The 20,417-nt window shown below is 50.1% G+C and carries 15 protein-coding genes; 11 read left to right on the top strand and 4 right to left on the bottom strand.

The window, feature by feature from the left end; genetic code table 11:
- Positions 1-86: 86 nt before the first annotated feature.
- The 8 genes from NT239_15400 to NT239_15365 all read left to right on the top strand — a co-directional run bounded on the left by NT239_15400 (position 87) and on the right by NT239_15365 (position 12,652).
- Positions 87-1,208, top strand: a complete 1,122-nt coding sequence (locus NT239_15400; GenBank protein XGA72821.1) for a chitinase — start codon at positions 87-89, stop codon at positions 1,206-1,208.
- A gap of 154 nt (positions 1,209-1,362) precedes the next feature.
- Positions 1,363-2,376 (top strand): tetratricopeptide repeat protein, encoded by a 1,014-nt coding sequence (locus tag NT239_15395; GenBank protein XGA71125.1) that lies wholly within the window; start codon positions 1,363-1,365, stop codon positions 2,374-2,376.
- 97 nt (positions 2,377-2,473) lie between these two features.
- Positions 2,474-3,628, top strand: coding sequence for an iron-containing alcohol dehydrogenase (locus NT239_15390; GenBank protein ID XGA71124.1), 1,155 nt, complete (start codon positions 2,474-2,476; stop codon positions 3,626-3,628).
- A 66-nt stretch (positions 3,629-3,694) separates the two neighbouring features.
- Positions 3,695-4,708, top strand: a complete 1,014-nt coding sequence (locus NT239_15385; GenBank protein XGA71123.1) for a hypothetical protein — start codon at positions 3,695-3,697, stop codon at positions 4,706-4,708.
- 21 nt (positions 4,709-4,729) lie between these two features.
- Complete coding sequence (locus tag NT239_15380; GenBank protein XGA71122.1) at positions 4,730-6,304, top strand: GGDEF domain-containing protein; 1,575 nt, start codon at positions 4,730-4,732, stop codon at positions 6,302-6,304.
- Positions 6,305-6,446: 142 nt separating this feature from the next.
- Positions 6,447-10,322, top strand: a complete 3,876-nt coding sequence (locus NT239_15375; GenBank protein XGA71121.1) for an FAD/FMN-binding oxidoreductase — start codon at positions 6,447-6,449, stop codon at positions 10,320-10,322.
- A 297-nt stretch (positions 10,323-10,619) separates the two neighbouring features.
- Positions 10,620-11,036 (top strand): HIT family protein, encoded by a 417-nt coding sequence (locus tag NT239_15370; GenBank protein XGA71120.1) that lies wholly within the window; start codon positions 10,620-10,622, stop codon positions 11,034-11,036.
- Complete coding sequence (locus tag NT239_15365; protein XGA71119.1) at positions 11,033-12,652, top strand: hypothetical protein; 1,620 nt, start codon at positions 11,033-11,035, stop codon at positions 12,650-12,652. The genes NT239_15370 and NT239_15365 overlap by 4 nt, the downstream gene beginning before the upstream one ends.
- On the opposite strand, the gene NT239_15360 is transcribed toward NT239_15365, so the two are convergent.
- Both NT239_15360 and msrP read right to left on the bottom strand, forming a co-directional pair.
- Positions 12,649-13,233, bottom strand: a complete 585-nt coding sequence (locus tag NT239_15360) for a sulfoxide reductase heme-binding subunit YedZ (protein XGA71118.1) — start codon at positions 13,231-13,233, stop codon at positions 12,649-12,651. The two genes, NT239_15365 and NT239_15360, sit on opposite strands and share 4 nt — an antisense overlap.
- Before the next feature lie 64 nt (positions 13,234-13,297).
- Positions 13,298-14,212, bottom strand: a complete 915-nt coding sequence (gene msrP / locus NT239_15355) for a protein-methionine-sulfoxide reductase catalytic subunit MsrP (protein XGA71117.1) — start codon at positions 14,210-14,212, stop codon at positions 13,298-13,300.
- A gap of 193 nt (positions 14,213-14,405) precedes the next feature.
- On the opposite strand from msrP, the gene NT239_15350 reads away from it, so the two are divergent.
- Entirely contained in the window at positions 14,406-16,106 is a 1,701-nt protein-coding gene (locus NT239_15350) for a bifunctional diguanylate cyclase/phosphodiesterase (protein ID XGA71116.1), read from the top strand.
- Here the strand turns inward: NT239_15350 and NT239_15345 are convergent.
- Positions 16,099-16,419, bottom strand: coding sequence for a c-type cytochrome (locus NT239_15345; protein ID XGA71115.1), 321 nt, complete (start codon positions 16,417-16,419; stop codon positions 16,099-16,101). The genes NT239_15350 and NT239_15345 overlap by 8 nt on opposite strands.
- A 174-nt stretch (positions 16,420-16,593) precedes the next feature.
- Between NT239_15345 and cysG the strand changes: the two genes are divergently transcribed.
- Together cysG and NT239_15335 are read left to right on the top strand one after the other, a co-directional pair.
- A complete protein-coding gene (gene cysG, locus NT239_15340; GenBank protein XGA71114.1) occupies positions 16,594-17,985 on the top strand; it encodes a siroheme synthase CysG in 1,392 nt (463 codons plus the stop codon).
- 110 nt (positions 17,986-18,095) lie between these two features.
- Positions 18,096-18,977, top strand: a complete 882-nt coding sequence (locus NT239_15335) for a DMT family transporter (GenBank protein XGA71113.1) — start codon at positions 18,096-18,098, stop codon at positions 18,975-18,977.
- Here NT239_15335 and NT239_15330 read toward each other — a convergent pair.
- Entirely contained in the window at positions 18,974-20,263 is a 1,290-nt protein-coding gene (locus tag NT239_15330; protein ID XGA71112.1) for a voltage-gated chloride channel family protein, read from the bottom strand. The two genes, NT239_15335 and NT239_15330, sit on opposite strands and share 4 nt — an antisense overlap.
- Between the last annotated feature and the right edge of the window lie 154 nt (positions 20,264-20,417).

Genomic DNA, 20,417 nt, shown 5'->3' with positions numbered 1-20,417 from the left:
CAACCCCTATTATCACACCAACACCGTCGCCGACACCGACCTATTTCCCACCGTGCCCTGGTTACAGCACCACTGTGGTCAGCCCAATGCGGACCTGCGCGCCTCCACCGCCAAGTCCAACGCCAGTGGTAACTCCAAGCACGACTCCAGTCGTTACGCCAACTGCCACTCCAACTGCTACACCTGCCATTACCCCCCCAAGCCCAACACCTTGCGCAACCGTCGTGGGTGCAGGTGGCTGCAATGATGTAGCCAAACACGCGCTGATTGGTTACTGGCACAACTTCACCAACCCATCTGGCGACACGTTCCGCATTCGTGACGTTCCAAATGAGTGGGACGTGATTATGATTTCGTTTGCTGATGACGCTGGCAATGGCGCGGTGGCATTCAACTTAGATAAAAATGCCGGTACCGAAGCTGAGTTTATTGCTGATGTAGCCGCCAAACGCGCGCAAGGCAAAAAAGTCGTGTTGTCACTAGGCGGTCAAGAAGGTCGCATGACTTTGTCGACTAAGGCCAATGTCGACAACTTCGTTAATAGCCTGCACGCCATCATCACCAAGTATGGTTTTGACGGCATCGACTTAGATTTGGAAAGCGGCGCAGGTGTTGTATTGGGCACGCCGATCATCAACAACCTGATCGACGCGGTAAAACAGCTCAAAGCCAAAGTGGGCCCGACGTTCTACCTCTCAATGGCGCCAGAACACCCTTATGTACAGGGTGGCTATGTAGCTTACTCAGGCATTTGGGGCGCTTACCTACCGATTATCGACGGTCTGCGTAATGATCTGAATATGATTCACGTTCAGTACTACAACAACGGCGGCCTGTGGAGCCCTTATTCAAACGGGGCCTTGAATGAAGGTACGGTTGACGCCTTGGTTGGTGGTTCACTGATGCTGATCGAAGGCTTCAAAACCGTGGGTGGTACAGGTTGGGAATTCAAAGGCCTGCGCCCTGATCAAGTAGCCTTTGGGGTTCCAAGCGGTCGCAACTCAGCCAACACGGGTTTTGTGAGCAATCAAGTGGTGAGCGATGCATTGACTTGCCTGACTCAATTGCAAAATTGCGGCACAGTTAAACCCAAACAGGCTTATCCAAGCTACCGTGGGGTTATGACGTGGTCAATCAACTGGGATAAGAAAGATGGCTACAGCTTCTCTAAGCCTACCTCGGCCACGCTCAAAGCACTACCGAAGTAATTCTTAGGTCAGTTCAAACAACACCTCAGCCTTAGGCTGAGGTGTTTTTGCTTTTAACCAACACCCGAATCAACCAGTCATCAGAACACTACAATACTTATTGAGCTTGAAAGCAGAAAAAGGTATCGTTAGCCCTTAATTCCACGACCTCATCATGAACTCAGATCAACGCCTCATAGAATCACTCTACGAACAAAGCAAACGATTGATCTATACCGATCCGAGTGCATCGTTGCATCTAATCAATCAAGCGGTTGATCTACTGCCTGCCGAAGTTGATCCGCAGTTTCGTATTGCCGTTGTTTATCAACAAATCGAAATGCTAACGGCCATCGGCCGCATTCATGAAGCTTTGATTTTATTGCATCAAACGCTAGTCATTGCAGAGACGGAAAATCTCGAAGTAGAACGTGGTAACTTGCTATATCACATCGGTATTGCCCATTACACCACGGGCGACTTTGGCACTGCACTCGATTTTTGGCGTGATTGTTTAAATCTAGAAAATGAAGGATTTTCTGCGGCCACTCGTATCAACACGCATATTTCTGTGGGGCAACTTTATTTTGCCTTTCATATGCCTGAAGACGCCTTGAGACATCATCAACAGGCGATGAAATGGGTTGATAGCCAAATCGAATCTGAGCTATATGTCCGCGTATTAATTAATTTAGTTGCCGATCTGTATGAATTGGGCCGCTATGATGAAGCGCTAAGCTATCTTGATGAAGCGGAACCCCAAGCTCGGGCGATTGAACATTTTGAATACGTTGGCGAAGCACTCGGCTACCGTACGATGATTTTGTTGGCACAAAATCGGCTCGATGAGATTGCATCAATCTTAGAGCAAGGACATGCTATGGAACGATATTGGGCATGGGGAGAGATCAGCTGGAAAGTCGTTACCGGCAAAATTCTTCAAGCTCAACACGAATACTCTCAGGCCATTGAGTGTTTTTTAGAGGCCCTCGCACTCAGCAATAAATATGAATGCACGAGTAAAGTACATATTATCCATTCCGTGTTAGCGCATGCCTACGGCGATATGGGAAATCACGAGCTCGCAGAAAAACACCAGCGGCTCTATCAGGAACATTTTAAGCGTCTAGGCTCTCCCGAAATTTTTGCGCGACTGCAGCAACTTGAAGTTCAACTCGAAAATACATAGCCATTGTATTTGGATCAAGCCAAGCGCAGAAAAAGGTACCACCGTTATACCCCTTGAATTACACTTTAATTTTGTCATGGTTCGCTGAGGCATATCGATGCATGCGTTTAGTTTTCATAACCCCTGTCAAATTGAATTCGGTCAAGGGCAAATCGCCAAACTGACCCAGCTAATTCCCATTAACGCCCGTGTGCTAGTGCTTTATGGCGGCGGAAGTATCAAGCGCAATGGTGCGTATGAGCAGTTGCAAACCGCGCTGAGTGGGCATGACTGGCTAGAATTTTCAGGCATTGAGCCCAATCCTGAATACGAAACGCTAATGAAAGCCGTTGAGTATGCTCGAGTGGAACAGCGCAATTTCATTGTCGCAGTGGGGGGCGGCTCAGTGATCGATGGCGCCAAATTTGTCGCGGCGGCCGTACCACATGAAGGTGACTGTTGGCTGATTATTGGCAATCGGACCCAAATCAAAAGTGCGCTACCAATTGCCGCAGTCCTCACGTTGCCGGCCACAGGATCCGAGAGTAATTTTGCGTCTGTGATTAGCCGTCGTGAAACGCAGGATAAATTATCCTTTAAAAACCCACTGGTTTTCCCGAAATACGCGATTCTTGATCCGAGCTTGACATTTTCATTGCCCACGCGACAAATCGGCAATGGCGTGGTCGATGCATTTGTACACACAATCGAGCAATATTTAACATACCCCAATGAGGCGCGCGTTCAAGATCGTTTTGCCGAAGGTATCTTGCAAACATTGATCGAGATTGGCCCAATTACACTGGCCGAGCCCAATAATTATGATGCCAGAGCCAACTTAATGTGGGCCGCTAATCAAGCCCTGTATGGCATGGTTGGTTTAGGGCAGCCGCAAGATTGGGCAACGCATGCTATCGGGCACGAATTGACTATGCTATTTGGTCTTGATCATGCTCGTACCCTAGCCATCGTACTACCAGCACTCTGGCGTTATCGATTTGCCGCAAAACAAGCCAAGCTAGCACAATATGGCCGCCGAGTTTGGGGGCTTACTGGCAGCGATAACACAGTAGCCCAGCACGCGATTGACAATACCTCTGCATATTTTCAACAAATGGGCTTGGCCACGACACTAAGTGCTTACGCTATCGATGCACAAACAGCTGCCGATAACGTTGCGGCACAATTAATTCGCCATAATCGGCTAAAACTTGGCGAAAATCAGGACCTAAGCCCCGAGGATTGCCGTGCCATTTTAATCACAGCAGCGTAAGACTTTGCAGTGTAATCTAAACCACAATGGTATTCTGGCGCTTTGAGCTTAAACCGAAAGTGCCAGATGAACGAGGCAGATTTAAACCGACAATTGGCCAAAGCGCGCAAACTATTGCACTCCCAAAGCACCGAAGCTTTAGCACTGGTATTAGAAGCGCGTAAACAAGCCCAGCAACAGCAACTCATCGAGCTTGAGGCTTGCGCTTTATGCTTAATGGCTCAATGCGTTTACGACTTTGGTCATTACAGCGAAGTGCTGACCTACCTCGACGAAGTCGGTCAACTCGCGACTCAAGCATCAATCGGCATTCAAGAAGGTGAGCAGCTACAAACCTACGCGCGGACTTATTACACTATGGGTGAATATCGCAAGGCGCACGACTACTGGCGTCGCTGCCTCACCCTGCCCGACTCGGCCATCATTTTAGAAACCAGAATTAAGGCCCATATTGGCCTGGGCCAATTATTCTACGCCCATGAACATTATGAGTCTGCGCTAGCCCATCATCGTCGCGCCGAAGAGTTAGCAGCAGGGTCGGACGATTATCAACTACAAGCAGCGATTTTAATTAACATCGCGGTCGATTTGATTAGCTGCCACAAGCTCAACGAAGCACACGTCGTCCTCAAGGGGGCGCTCCCCTTAGTAAAAGCGGATCAAAATTATCGAAATGAAGCGGAAATCTACGCCTTAATCGGTCAAATCCAATTATTGCGCCAAGAGTACGATAAGGCTCGGATGAGTTTGTTGGTGGCACTAAAAATCAACCGCATGCATATCAATCAATGGGGTGAAGCAAGTACCATGATGCTGTTGGGCAAAGTATATTTTGCCAGTGGCTTAATCGACTTGGCGCGTGAGCAATTGGTAGAAGCCCTCAATAAAGCCTGTGGCTTAGGGGCCATTCATATGCAATACAGCATTCATGAAGTATTAGCTCAAATTTATCTGCAACTGGGTAAAGCCGAAACGGCCGAGGGGCATGCCAATCTTCATCAAACACTGCGTCAGCAATTGCTAGCAAGTACGCTGGAAAATGATCTTGAAACCATGGAATTAAAGCTAGAATTTTTGTAACCCTTCTTACACATTGATGCTATGGCCACTCATCTGGATATTCAAAATCTAAATCAACGAGCCAGGGCGCTAGCACGCGAACACCATGCAGAAGCCCTCGCCTGCGCGCAACAGGCCGCAGTCTATGCCATCGCACTCAATGATGACTTGGGTTTTACTGAGTCAATCTTTATTCAAGGCAGTATCATCGCTTTACAAGGTAGTTATGAAGAAGGCCTATCGCTGATGCGGCATGCCTTGTATATGGCCAAGCTACATCAAATCAAATCGCTCATTCCTGATTGTTTACAAGAAATTGCCCGAGCCTGTTATACACGAGGCGAATACGACCATGCCCTTGATGCATGGACTCAATGTCTTGATGCGGCCTTGGCGATTGATGCACGTGATATTTATATCAAAGGTCAAATTGGCTTGGGGCAACTGTATTTCGCGCATGATGATTTTTACAGCGCGCTCAATCATCACCTTAAAGCGCGTGATTACGCTTATCAATGCCAAGACCCAAGTGTTTTGGCAGCCATTGAAATCAATATTGGCGCAGACCAATTCGAATTACAGCACTATGACAGTGCCAAAAATACGCTCAAACAAGCCCTGGTTTATGCACAAAAAGCAGACAATCTCGAGTATCAAGCGGCTGCGATGGGCACCTTGGGTCGGATAGCCCTAGCAGAAGATGACCTTGCATTAGCCCGATCTTTACTTGAAAGAGCCCGTGGGATTAACAGAAGGCATGATAATTGCTGGGGTGAAGCACACAATTTATACAATTTAGGCCTATTAGCTCGCAAAGAGCATACAGTGGATGAGGCAATAGCATTTTTTTCTGCCGGATTGAGTGCCGCGCAAAATATCGGAGCGGCCCATTTAGTTTTTCAGCTTGAATTTGCCCTCTCTAGCGCACTAGAACTACGCGGGGAATATGCGGCAGCCCTTAAGTATCATCAGCAAGGATATCAGCACCATTATCAGTTGCTATGTCAGGCCACTCCACAACGACTACACACGATGGAAATCAAGCTCGACGCCGAGAAAATACGCATGGAAAATGCCAGTTTGCGTGAGCAAAACGATTTCGAACGACAAGCCCGTCAACAAAGTGAATATATGGCCTCGCAAGACCCATTAACGGGGCTATTTAACCGTCGTGGGTTTGAATTACGCAGCTTGAATTTTCTCCACTCCAATCCAGAGCATCGAGAGCCACTTGCCTTACTGATGCTTGATATCGATTATTTTAAGCATGTCAATGATCGCTGGGGGCATCTGATTGGCGATCATGTTCTACGCCAAGTAGCGGCACTATTGAAATCTGGTTGCCGCCAAGATGATGTAGTTTGCCGGTGGGGCGGCGAAGAATTCTTGATTTTGCTACCGTCACGTAATGGCTTACCGGCTCGAGAAGTTGCTGAGCGTTTACGAGCGATGGTTGAGAACTGGACTTGGGAAAAAATCGAACGCGATTTGCAAATCACTTTGAGCATTGGTGTCACGCTCTATCAAAATGAAACCCATGTAAACCAAATGGTCCAGCGTGCCGACCAAAATTTATATCGTGCCAAGCAAGCTGGACGTAACCAAGTAGTTTACTAACGATTTAAACTGCGCATTTTCTAGTGGAAAATCAAAGAATTTCGGCTAAGTTCCCAAATCCCTATTAAATTTGCGAGTTTTAACTAACGTTTTTCCGTTAAAATCTGGTCTTTAGCCGTATTTCCCGCCGGAGATGCCCTTAATGGCCGACCAGACCGCCACGCCCTTTGCTCACACGCATGAACGTTTGCGTGAAATTCCGTATAACTACACCTCGTTTTCCGATCGTGAAATCGTCATCCGCCTCTTAGGGCAAGATGGTTGGCGAGTATTGGACGAGTTACGTCAGGAACGTAAAACTGGCCGTTCGGCGCGGATGCTGTTTGAGGTACTCGGCGACATCTGGGTCGTAAAGCGCAACCCATACGTCCAAGACGATTTATTGGAAAACAATAAACGTTTGAAATTGTTGGTTGAAGCGATGCATCATCGCTTGGCTGAAATTGAAAAACGCCGCCAAGAAAATGAACGCGTGAACGTGCTACTAGCACGGACACGTCAAGCAGTTGACGAGTTTGAACGCGAATTCCGTGACATTGCCATTTTGCGCAAAAAAGTCATGAAAAAAATGGGCGCGCTCACCCGCAAAGACAATATCCAATTCGATGGTTTGGCGCGCGTCTCGCACGTCACCGACGCGACCGACTGGCGGGTTGAATACCCCTTCGTCGTACTCACACCCGATACTGAAGCCGAAATGGCGCCGCTGGTTTCCGCCTGTATCGAACTTGGGTTGACTATTATTCCGCGCGGGGGTGGTACCGGCTATACCGGTGGTGCAGTTCCGCTCACACCATTGAGTGCGGTCATTAATACCGAGAAACTCGATCGTCACCAAGGTGTAGAAAAGATTCGCATTCCAGGTGTCGATCACGAAGTTTCAACCATCCAGTGCGGCGCAGGTGTGGTCACCCGCCGCGTGATGGAAGCGGCGGAAGACGCTGGCCTTGTATTTGCTGTTGACCCAACATCTGCCGATGCTTCCTGTATTGGTGGCAATGTCGCGATGAATGCTGGCGGCAAAAAAGCCGTGCTCTGGGGCACAGCGCTCGACAATTTGGTCAGCTGGAAAATGGTCGATCCGGATGGTAATTGGTTGTTCATCGAGCGGATGGACCACAATCTGGGCAAAATCCACGACGCTAAAGAAGCTACTTTCCGCATTAGCAAATTCAAACCTGATGGCAAAACCAAACTCAGTGAAGACACGCTCGTTATTCCAGGCAGCACTTTCCGAAAAGAAGGCCTGGGTAAAGACGTAACAGACAAGTTCCTTGCGGGTTTGCCGGGCATACAGAAGGAGGGTACCGATGGTTTGATCACTAGCGCGCGCTTTGTATTGCATCGCATGCCTGATCACATCCGTACTGTTTGCTTGGAATTCTTCGGTGAAGTCAGCCGCGCAGTACCATCAATTGTTGAAATCAAAAACTATCTGGATGCACACCCAACCGTACAATTAGCCGGTCTTGAGCATTTGGACTGGCGCTATGTACGTGCCGTGGGTTACGCCACCAAGGCCAAATCCAAAGGCCGTCCGAAGATGGTCTTGATCGCCGATATCGTATCGGACGATGAAAAGGCGCTGGGCGAAGCCACCAGCCATGTGGTGCAATTGGCCAACGCCCGTGGTGGCGAAGGTTTTGTTGCGGTGCTGCCAGAGCAGCGCAAAAAATTCTGGCTCGATCGCGCCCGTACGGCCGCGATTGCCAAACACACCAACGCCTTCAAGATTAACGAAGACGTGGTCATTCCTTTACCACGGTTGGGCGAATACTCGGACGCAATTGAACGCATTAATATCGAATTATCGATTCACAACAAGCTCGAGCTGCTCGATCATTTGAGCGATTTTTTCACTCAAGGTCGCCTGCCGTTTGATACCAGCGATGCCCCCGTCAGCCATGATGTACTGATCGGTGATCGCCGCGAATCGGCGCTGAGCTTTATCGAACAAACGCGTAAACACTGGATGTGGATTAATACGAATTTGGATGATGCTTTCGAGCTATACCAAACCGCATTCCCACACATGCCGCTCGAAAAAGCGGTCGATGCCAATGAATTGCCGCAAAGTGTCTTCCACGCCCTGCGCGATTTTGTGCTGCGTATTTCGTACAAACGCGAATTGCTCACCGAATTGGAAACACTGTTTAGCGGCCGTACCGACAAGCCGATTTTGGATGCGATTCACGCGCTGCATCAAAAGGTGCTCAAAGGCCGCACGTGGGTGGCGCTGCATATGCACGCCGGTGATGGCAATGTGCATACCAACTTGCCAGTCAATTCAGACGACTACGAGATGCTGCAACGCGCCCACCACGCAGTGGCGCGCATTATGCAAGTGGCCCGTGATCTGAATGGTGTTATTTCAGGTGAGCACGGCATTGGCATTACCAAGTACGAATTCTTAACGCGCGAAGAGCTCGCGCCATTTGAAGCGTACAAACAAAAAGTCGATCCGAACGGCCACTTCAACAAAGGCAAGTTGATGCCGGGTGCCGATCTAACCGACGCCTACACGCCGTCATTCTCGCTTCTCGGCACTGAGTCGCTGATTCTCGAGCAATCGGATATTGGCAGCATCAGCAATATGGTCAAAGACTGTTTGCGCTGCGGTAAATGTAAACCTGTTTGCTCCACGCATGTCCCGCGTGCGAACTTGCTCTACAGCCCGCGCAATAAGATTTTGGCCACCGGTTTACTGACCGAAGCATTCCTGTATGAAGAACAAACGCGCCGCGGCATTTCACTGAAGCACTTTGAAGAGCTGGGTGATGTAGCCGACCATTGCACGGTTTGCCACCGCTGCGTGAACCCGTGCCCAGTGAAAATCGACTTTGGCGATGTATCGGTGGCGATGCGTAATTTCTTGCGCAAAGAAGGCAAAAAGAAATTCAACCCGGGTTCGGCACTGGGTATGACTTTCTTGACCTTAAAAGATCCGGCTACGATCAAATTGATGCGCGCCGTGATGATTGGTTGGGGTTACCAAGCACAGCGTTTGGGCCATTCACTGGCGAAGAAATTTGGCCTGTTGAAAGGCGTAACCAAGCAACCACCGTCGACCTTAGGCACGGCGCCGATTAAGGCGCAGGTGATTCACTTCATCAATAAGCCGATGCCAGGTGGCTTACCGAAGAAAACGGCCCGCGCTTTGCTTGATGTTGAAGATAGCAATGTGGTGCCAGTGATTCGTGACCCACAACGCCTCAATGAAGAGAACGAAGCGGTGTTCTACTTCCCGGGTTGCGGCTCAGAGCGCCTGTTTAGCCAAGTGGGTTTGGCGACGCAAGCGATGCTTTGGCATGTCGGTACAACGACCGTCTTGCCGCCAGGCTATCTGTGCTGCGGCTATCCGCAAACATCGAGCGGCCAGCAAGATAAAGGTGACAAGATCACGATGGAAAACCGCGTGCTGTTCCATCGCTTGGCCAATACCTTGAATTATCTGGATATCAAAACCGTGGTCGTTTCGTGCGGCACGTGTATGGATCAGCTGCTCAAATATCGTTTTGAAGAGATTTTCCCAGGCTGCCGCCTGTTGGATATCCATGAGTATCTACTTGAAAAAGGCGTCAAGCTTGAAGGTGTGAGTGGTACCCAGTATATGTATCACGAGCCATGCCATACGCCGATGAAGACGTACAAAGGCATCGAGGTGGCCAACGAGCTGATGGGGCAACGTGTTGACCTGAATGATCGTTGCTGCGGCGAGTCAGGTACATTCGCTGTGGCGCGCCCTGATATTTCGACGCAAGTTCGCTTCCGTAAGCAAGAAGAGATGGAAAAAGGTGCGGCTAAATTGCGCGCCGATGCCGGCGACGCTAAAGCGCCAGTGAAGATTCTAACTTCTTGCCCATCGTGTATGCAGGGCTTAAGCCGTTATAACGACGATGCGGGCACCGAAGCTGACTACATCGTGGTAGAAATTGCCAAAACCGTGCTGGGCCAAAACTGGATGCCTGAGTATGTAGCAAAAGCAGGTAATGGCGGTATTGAGCGAGTTTTACTGTAAATACCGTTCAGTGACTGTTGTAACAAAACCGCAATGGGCAAGAATAAACCAATTCTTGCCCATTGTTTTTGTAAGAACATTCTTCGCCGCAACTCAATCTGCAACAATCCTGCGCAATATAAACACTTGTTTTAATTGCACAATTCCAAATGCATACTAGAAAACATGCAATACCATCACAACTTGAAAGAAAAGTTGTAATCTTGATCACCTACCCTATTATCCGCATAGCAGAAACCGCTCGTCTTCGAGCGAACGCGTAATATAATCAATAGATTATTTAGCCTACGGAACCTTATGAGCATCAGCTGCCCACTCTGTGAAAACGATGGAGGCCAAGTCGTTTGGCGTAATGAATTGGCCCGAGTCGTGTTGGCCGATGAACCCAACTATCCAGGTTTTTGCCGCGTTATTTTGCATCGCCATCAGGCAGAAATGACTGACTTGACGGTGGAAGAGCGCAGTCAGCTGATGGCTATCGTCTGGGCGGTGGAAACCTGTGTGCGCAATACACTCAAGCCAACTAAGATTAATTTAGCCAGCTTGGGAAATATGGTGCCTCACTTGCATTGGCATATTATTCCTCGCTGGCAAGATGACCTGCATTTTCCCGCTCCAGTTTGGGCCAATGCAGAACCTAGTCGGCAAATTCATCAGGTTCCGGCTGCACAATTACAGCAATTGCGTTTTCAACTTGAGCAACTAAAGCCATGAACGAAGTTTTGATTCAGCGCGCCCTTCCCGCCCTAGGCGGCAACGTACTACCGCCATTTCACGATGTCCGTAGCGCGCGCGACTGGCTCAAACTTTTACCCATGATTAATGTTCCAGTTGCACACAGTGAGTTGAGCCAAGCCATTTCGCAACTCAATCAAAGCGATCTTCCTGCGCTCGACAATCTAAAAATCGTCGAGCAATTTCGAGAATCAGTGCATATTTTACAAGATGCAATGATCATGAAATTAATGACCAAACCACTGCCCTTATCCGATGAAGAGCAGCGAGTTTGGAATGAGGTCGACAATCTGTGGTACCTGCTGGAGCGTTGCTACGCTCGAGTTTGGCATGCCGCCAGCCAAGATGAAATTGGCGTAACCGAGTTTTTGCCCTTATTGGCCGAACGCACGTTGTACTATGCCTGTAAGCGCATTTGCAATACCGCACACATTTATCGCCGACCCGATGATAAACAGTGGCGTGAGCTCTTTGCCTACTATGAATTAGCTAAAGCTCAGCATCTAGACAAATTAAAAGCGCGCGATAGCCTGATTCAAATCAGTGGTATCACCACCCCAGAATCAGTGTTTATTCATGCGCTGTTATTTTGCGCCGCCAACCCCAATCAATACACCTTTAAGCAACAAACGTGGCTGAGCCAACGGCTTGAAATTTTCGCCACTCGCTGCACTTTAGCGCAAAGCGCCCAAACACTCCCGAACCGCCCCGCTCTGTTTATTGATTTGCTGTCGCCTGCTGCACCAAAACGTCGCCAACAAGCTCGGCAAGAATCTGAGCTGGAAATCGAAACCTACACCTTAGCGCAGGTTATTAGTAAGCGGATCAAACTATTAAAGCTTGGCGAGCTGCCTGACAAGATTGGTTTAGGCAGTGAACTTAGCTCACAAGCTGCAGATGAGTTACTACGGGAAGTTTATCGGGCGTGGTGTGAGCACCCCATTGAGCGCTCGCTACCGCGCCGTAATAATAGTAATTATGTAGAAGTTGGGATTAGCTTAAGCAATTTACACTTAATACTGGCAAAAGACCATTTTGCACCACCACCGCAAAATGAGCAGCAAATGAGCAGCAATGAGTTAATGCAAATTCGCATGTTTGGTCAAACCAGCGCCCGTATGGTGGTACAACCCATCAAAACGGAAACGCAGCAATGGCAAATCCAAAATGAAACAGCGCAAGGCATTTGCATTCAACGTGAGCGCGATCATGAGCAACGAGTCCATCTACACCAGCTCGTGCTACTTGCCGATGGTAAAAGTCATTTAATTGGCCAAATTCGCTGGCTCTCTGAAACGGCGCAAATGCGCGAACTGGGTATTGCCCTGCTCCCCGGCATTCCCGAAGCCGCATCGATTCGCGCGCAAGATGCTGCGCGCTTTGGGCAGGGCGACTTTACCAAGGCGGTATTACTCAGCGCAATTCCTGCCCTAAAAACCCCAGCTAGCCTGATCCTTCCCCCCGGCTGGTTTAGGCAGGGGCGCTTGCTAGAATACTGGGATGGCAAACAAATGCATCGCATCCGCCTTGTGAGCTTACTAAGCCGTGGGATCGATTTTGAGCGCATCCACTTTGTGCCCTCGGGCGGCCTTTAAGCGCGCAATTGTCGCCAATGGCGCTGCATACGCCAACCCAACAACACAGCCAATACCGCGGCATAAATGATGGGCTGGCTTAAATCTTTTTTGACCAGCCACCAATAATGCGTCACCGCCAGTATCGCGATCAGATAGACCAAGCGATGCAACTGCCCCCAGCGACGTTTTAAGCGGCGCATCATCAGCTTGTTTGACGTGGCAGCCAGCGGAATCAGCAATATAAACGCGGCAAAACCCACGGTAATAAATGGCCGTTTCAGCACATCGGTATAAATCTCGCCCCAAGCAAAAAACTGATCCAACCAGATATACGTGGCGAAGTGCAGGCTGGCGTAAAAAAACGCGTACAAACCCAACATGCGCCGATAATTTTGCCAACCCGACCAGCCGGTGAGCTGACGCAACGGTGTCATACTCAAAGTCAGCAGCAAAAACACCAGCGTCCATGTTCCGCTAGAGCGCGTGATAAATTCAATCGGGTTAACCAAATCGCCCTGCACCACACACCACACGCCACGCAACAATGGATACAGCGAGACGAAAAACCACAAACGAGTACTGCGAAAGAAAGCCTGCAAACCAAATACCCCTTGCCGTATTGCCACAAAATCAAATTTAAATTTTATTTAACGGGCAATACCCCTAGAAAAATTTTGCCAAATCCATGCCTTTATACAGATGGGCGACTTGCTCTCCATAGCCATTAAAGGGCAGCGTTTTGCGTTTTAGAAATTCACCAATCCGGCGCTCGCTGGCCTGACTCCAGCGCGGATGCGCCACGGCGGGGTTCACATTCGAATAAAAGCCGTATTCATTGGGCGCAGCCATATTCCAGCTCGTCGCCGGTTGTTGCGCTTGCAAACGGATTTTGACGATGGCCTTAATACTTTTAAAACCATATTTCCACGGCACCACCAGCCGCACCGGCGCGCCATTTTGATTCGGCAATACTTCGCCGTATAAACCCACCGCCAAAATTGTCAAAGGATGCATGGCCTCGTCGATGCGCAAGCCTTCACGATACGGCCAATCAAGTACGCGCGTTAGCTGCCCCGGCATTTGCTTGGGATCGTTCAGCGTTTCAAACGCGACAAACTTGGCATTCGCCGTGGGCGCTACGAGCTTGAGCAAGCTAGCCAACGGAATACCCACCCAAGGTATCACCATGGACCACCCTTCTACACAGCGCAGGCGATAGATACGTTCTTCTAGTGGTGCAATTTTAAGTAGTTCTTCCAAACCAAACACGCGTGGCTTGCCCGCTTCGCCTTCCACGGCAATTTGCCATGGTTTGCCTTTAAAGCGTGTCGCATTATTGGCCGGGTCGTCTTTGCCGGTGCCAAATTCGTAATAATTGTTATACGTAGTGATTTCTTTGAGCGTATTGAGCTTTTCATCACTCGAATAGCGACTTGGCGTCGTTTTCAACGCAGCAATGGCTTCGCCTGCCAGCAAAGCGCTGCCCGCAGTGGCAGCCATAAATTGCCGACGATTGAGAAATACAGATTGTGGCGTGATTTCTGACGGCAAAATATCGCTCGGTTTGCGAATTAGCATGGCACTACTCCTCTGGCTTATTACTAATTAGTCGTCATCAACGCGGCGATCTGACAACAATAGCGCAATAAATAAGCTGGTAACTTGCTGATCAACTATAAAACAGTCGTAATATCAAAACATTGGCAGCTCGCACAAGCCGCTGCAAACCGTGAACACCAATATGCCGCGATTCTTGAATTGGACAACAGGGTTGGCACTGCTATTTATCGGCGGTGTCTTGGCCGTGAGCGAATCCTTAACTCATCACAGCAGCCCCATCTGGCAAATCATTCTGCTCGCTTATCCGATATTGATGTTGATAGCGTATTTTACGCGACATAAGAATCAAAGAGCGCCGCTGGCCATGCTCGCAAGCGCGTTGCTGCTGGTCAATACGGCTCTAGCCCCGCTCTCACTCGAAGCAATCGAAGAGGCCTTCATTCTTACCCCCTTGTTATTATTAATGTGCAGCCGGGGCAAATTTTGGGCGCTCTATTATTCGCTAGCACTGTGTGCCGCCTATTACCTGCATTTCTCACACGAAGATGGCTTACTTGAAGACTCAATAGAATTGCTATTAATCACTGGCTTTGCCACGCTGATGGCGTATTACCAAGTAAAAACCGAAGCAATGATGAATAGCTATCGGCAAGAAAGTCTCACCGATTACTTAACTCAGATTCCCAACCGCAAAGCGTTTTATACCGAACTAAAACAACTTAGCGAACACAAACAAGCATTTACCCTGATTTTGCTCGATTTAGATGATTTCAAACGCATCAACGATCAATTAGGCCATCAGTGGGGGGATGTAGTACTGCGCGAATTTGCCCGGCGGATTGAAAACATCGGCCAATTTAGCAACTATCGTATTGGCGGCGATGAATTCGCGATTATCGTGAATAATCCCAGCATCGATGTAGACTTAATTGCGCAGCAAATATTGCAAAAAACCAGCGGAGCATATCAATTACACCATCAACAACAGCAAGTAAATTGCACGCTGGGGATTGCTCAAAATCATGCGAATGCCAAGCCTGAAGAAGTCCAGCAACAAGCTGACATTGCGCTCTATTACGCCAAAGAACTCGGCAAAAACACCTACGCGATTTTTAATCTACAAATGCAGGAAAAAATCAGGCGACAACAGCAACTTGAAATGGGTTTGCGCGAGGCAATCAGCGAGCAACAATTTAGTCTGCAGTATCAGGCCAAAGTCGATGTAACTAGCAATCAGATTGTTGGATGTGAGGCCTTACTACGTTGGCAACATCCGGAATGGGGAGCTATTTCGCCGGCTGAATTTATTCCAGTGGCAGAAAAAAGTGGGCAAATCATCGAGATTGGCCGCTGGGTAATGCACAGAGCATGCCAGCAAGCCGCGCAATGGCAGCAAGCTGGCTTTTTAATACCGGTGGCGGTGAATGTATCAGCCATTCAGCTCGAGCAAGATCAAATTAACGAGCTAATCACCTCAAGCTTGCAAACGACACGATTAGCAGCACATTTATTGCAAATTGAAATCACTGAAAGCAGTTATATCAGCGATTTATTACCCATTTTGCCCAAATTGAGGCAATTACTCGAATTAGGCGTTACTTTGGCAATTGATGATTTTGGCGTAGCGTATTCCTCGCTCAGCCAATTAACACAAATGCCTGCGCAAGTATTAAAGATTGATCGCTGCTTTATTGATCAATGCGCAAGCGATGAACGAACCCGAATGCTGGTGAGCACCATTATTACCTTAGGGCATAAACTCGGCATGAAGATCGTCGCTGAAGGCGTTGAAACTGACGCTCAGTTAGCCGTCTTGCGCGCCGAGGGCTGCGACCAATATCAAGGCTTTTATTTTTCTCGCCCTGTTTCAGCCGCAGCGTTAACACAGCAACTAGCGCAACAACTTACTTAACTTTCAAAACCCATTCGGCCATTTGTTTGGCTTCTGCCTCCGAAACAGCATTGGGCGGCATCGGTACAGCACCCCAAACGCCAGAGCCACCTTTTTGAATTTTCACAGCCAACTTAGACACTGCGCCTTTATCTGCTTTGTATTTAGCTGCGATGTCTTTATACGATGGACCAACGAGTTTTTTGTCCATCGAGTGACAGGCAAAACAGCTTTTCGATTTCATGGTGGCTTCAATATTATTGGCATGGGCCGCCGCGCTGAGTAAACCACCCGCAACTAAAGCCAGCGCCAAGCTTTGCATTTTGCACTTCATAGTAATCCCCTATTTATTGACAACTCTTTCAATGACACAGGCCAAACCATGGCTATTGGAGCATGGCATAATTTGGCCTCAGCACAAACGATTTAAATCAACAAAGTGCAATTAGCCATACGCAAATAGCGTATTCCAAGCGACAATAGACGCCCCACTTTGCAGGTCAATACCATGGATTACTTCCCGCTATTTATCAATCTGAAGCAACAACCGTGTTTAATCGTCGGCGGAGGAGAAATCGCCGTACGCAAATTACGGCTGCTCGCCTCAGCGGGAGCTGACATTACCGTGGTTTCACCCGAACTATGCAGCGAATTGCGCGAGATGGTTAAGCACGGCAAAGTGCATTGGCGCCCAGCGCAATTTTCACTCTCGCACATCGCTGGCCAACGCTTGGTGATTGCCGCCACCGACAACCCCAGCGTCAATCAAGCGGTGTTTGCCGCCTGTGAAGCAGCGGGTATTTTGGTGAACGCAGTGGATGATCCATCACACAGCCGCTTTATTACGCCAGCGATTGTCGATCGCGCACCGCTGACGATTGCACTGTCCACCGGCGGCGGCGTACCCGTGTTGGCGCGACATTTGCGCGCGCAACTGGAAGCTTTAATTCCGCACGGCTGGGGCGATTTAGCCAAAATCGGCAGCGATTTACGCCATTTAGCCAAAGAAAAAATGCCCGATCCTGCTGCGCGACGTGAGTTTTGGGAAAACGTGCTCGCAGGCCCGATTCCTGATCAAGTGTTTTCTGGCCAAGTAGAAACCGCACGTATTGCCTTGACCGAAGCCATTGAAAAGGGCTCCACGCCAATACGTGGTGCGGTATATCTGGTTGGCAGCGGCCCGGGCAACCCCGACCTGCTCACCTTCCGCGCGCTGCGGCTGATGCAGCAAGCCGATGTGGTGCTGTACGACAATCTGGTTTCCAACGAAATCATGGAGCTAGTGCGCCGCGACGCCGAGCGCGTTTATGTCGGCAAAAAATCAAATAACCACGCGCTGCCACAAGAAGAAATCAACCAATTGCTGGTGCGTTTGGCTTTGGAAGGCAAAAAAGTGCTGCGCCTGAAAGGGGGCGACCCGTTTATTTTTGGCCGTGGCGGCGAAGAAATTGCCGAGCTGGCGGCGGCGCAAATTCCGTTTGAAGTCGTGCCGGGCATCACTTCAGCCGCAGGCGCATCGTGCTACGCCGGCATCCCGTTGACGCACCGCGACTACGCGCAATCGGTCACTTTCGTGACCGGCCATCGTCGCGCGACCGAGTCGGACGCGGATAAGCTCGAGCTCGACTGGGCACGTTTGGTTAACCCGAGTGAAACCGTTGTCGTCTACATGGGCGTCGCGCAAGCTGGGTATATTGCCGAGCAACTGATTGCCCATGGACGTCAAAGCAATACTCCAGTCGCCATTATCGAGCGCGCCACCACGCCGCAGCAACGCGTCGTGATCGCGCAATTGGATAATCTGGCGCAGACCATTGCCGACTCGCACATCAAACCACCGGCGCTATTGATTATTGGCGACGTGGTGAAACTGCACGAGCAGTTGAACTGGCGGCACTAAGGCCAAAATTTCGGCCGCAATCTCTCCACAGCGCGAGACAATCGCCAGATAAAACTAGTCTTGCGCCAACAGGCGCTACAAAATCTGGCATCGACCCAGAGGCTTTTGCCATGAATTTTGCCAGCGCCAGCCGCCTGATTTTACTTGCCGCCATTTGGGGGGCGTCCTTCCTATTTATGCGCATCGCCGTGCCCAGTCTAGGGCCGGTGTGGCTGATTGGTGCGCGCGTTGGCGGCGCTGCGCTGTTTCTGCTGCTGGTGGCGCAAATTTTGCGCCATGCCGTGGGCTGGCAAAATTGGCGCGAATATGTGGTGCTCGGCGTGCTCAATACGGGTTTGCCATTTTTGGCTTATGGCTTTGCTGCTCGCACCTTAAACGCGTCGATGATGTCGATTTTGAACGCCACTGCGCCTATCTGGGGTGCACTGATTATGGCGGTGTTGATGCGAAAACGGCCTAGCGCCAAGGTTAGCCTTGGCTTAGCCATTGGCATGGTTGGCGTTGGCGTGCTGGTCGGGTTTGATCGGATTTTAGCGCAGCCAGGCGCCGAGCTCGGTATTGCCGCCTGCCTATTTGCTACGCTGTGTTATGGCCTAGCCAGCGCCTACACCAAACTCAAAGCCAGCCATATCCCTCCGTTTCAAGCCGCGCACGGCAGCATGTGGGGCGCAACAATCTTGCTGCTGCCGCTAGTGTTCAGCAGCGCACCAAACTCTACGCCAACGACCACGACCTATTTGGCAATCGCAGGCTTGGCGATTTTATGCACTGGCGTTGCGTATTTAGTGTATTTCCGGCTGGTTGCCGAGATTGGCGCCGCGTCAACGCTAACCGTCACATTTTTAATTCCGGTATTTGGCGTACTGTGGGGCGCGCTATTTTTGGGCGAACACATTGGCGCCAATACCATCGTTGGCGCTGCCATTATTTTGCTCGGCACCGCCTTGGTCACAGGTTTTAAACCACGCTTTGCTCGCGCAGCACAAAGCTAGTTTTTCCAATCACCAATCCGAATTTTCGCATGCAGCGTCTCAACGCCCCTGCCCTTGCCCGAGCCCATGCGCTGCGCTTTGTAGATGCTGCTGTGACCAGAGCACAAATGCGCCATCGCGCACGCAAGCAGGGCAAATGGCGCGATCGGTGCACCGAATAGTTCGATCGCCATTAAGGTGCAGGCCAGCGGCGTATTGGTTGCGCCGGCAAAAACGGCGACAAAACCTAAACCGGCCAGCAGCGGAAACGGCATATTGAGCAGCGGCGCGAGCACATTACCTAGCGTTGCGCCGATATAAAACAGCGGCGTTACCTCGCCACCTTTAAAGCCCGCGCCGAGCGAGAAAATGGTCGCTGCCAGTTTAATTGGCGCCTCAAACCAGCTTAAGGGCTGCGCAAAAGCTTGCTCGATCACTGGAATGCCCAAGCCCATATAGCGCGTACTATCAAGGCCGACTGCATCAAAGCCCAGCCAAACCAGCACCAAGATACCTCCACCCAGTAATGACCTGTACGGCGCGTAAGCAATGCGCTTGAAGCAATTACCCAGATAGTGCGCGCCATCGGCAAACAACTTACCCGCGCCACCAAAAATCGCGCCCGCGATCAGTACCATTGCGCCCAGATACAGACTCATCTGCGGCACAGCACCGACACTGTAATGCGTATGGTGAATGCCCAAATAATGACCAATCACATTAACGATCGCATCGGCGACAAAGGCAGCGATCAGGCAAGGTAGCAGCGCATTATTGCGCATTAACCCCAGCGCCAGCACTTCTACGCCAAACACCGCGCCCGCCAGCGGCGTGCCAAAAACGCCGGCAAAACCGGCGCTAATCCCAGCCATTAATAACACGCGTCGCCCATCAGCTTGGCGCCGAGTTAGCCGCGTTAATTGATCGGCCAGCGCGCCGCTCATTTGCACCGCAGTGCCCTCACGGCCGACCGAAGCGCCGAATAAATGTGATGCCAAAGTGCCAAACAGCACCAGCGGCGCCATGCGCAGCGGAATAATCGCTTTCGGGTCGTGAATTTCGTCGATCAGCAGATTATTGCCCGCTTCAACGTCTTTACCGAATTTTAAATACAGCCAAGCGACTACAAATCCGGCAATCGGCAAGCCCCAAATCAGCTGCGGATGCGCAACACGTGTTTCAGTAACCCACTGCAAAGACCACAAAAAAATCGCCGCCGCACCGCCGCCCAACACGCCAACGATCGACGCGAGCGGTAGCCACAACGCGATATCGTGGGCGATTTGGCGGTAATAAGATTTGTTCATCGGCAGTGCTACTCCATTTCGATTGCCGCTATTTTAGCGCGCATTGCCGCCAGCCTTGCTGGCCAACTTTCAATTGATGACATAATACGCACGCCAATGCACGCAGCGTGAAATAAAACAGCACGATTTGATCCAAATCGAGAGCAATCAGCCG

The sequence above is a fragment of the Chitinibacter sp. SCUT-21 genome (assembly GCA_041874755.1).
Taxonomy (GTDB): Bacteria; Pseudomonadota; Gammaproteobacteria; order Burkholderiales; family Chitinibacteraceae; genus Chitinibacter.
Note: the sequence above shows the minus strand (reverse complement) of the source record. Positions and strands in the feature narration are given on the sequence as shown.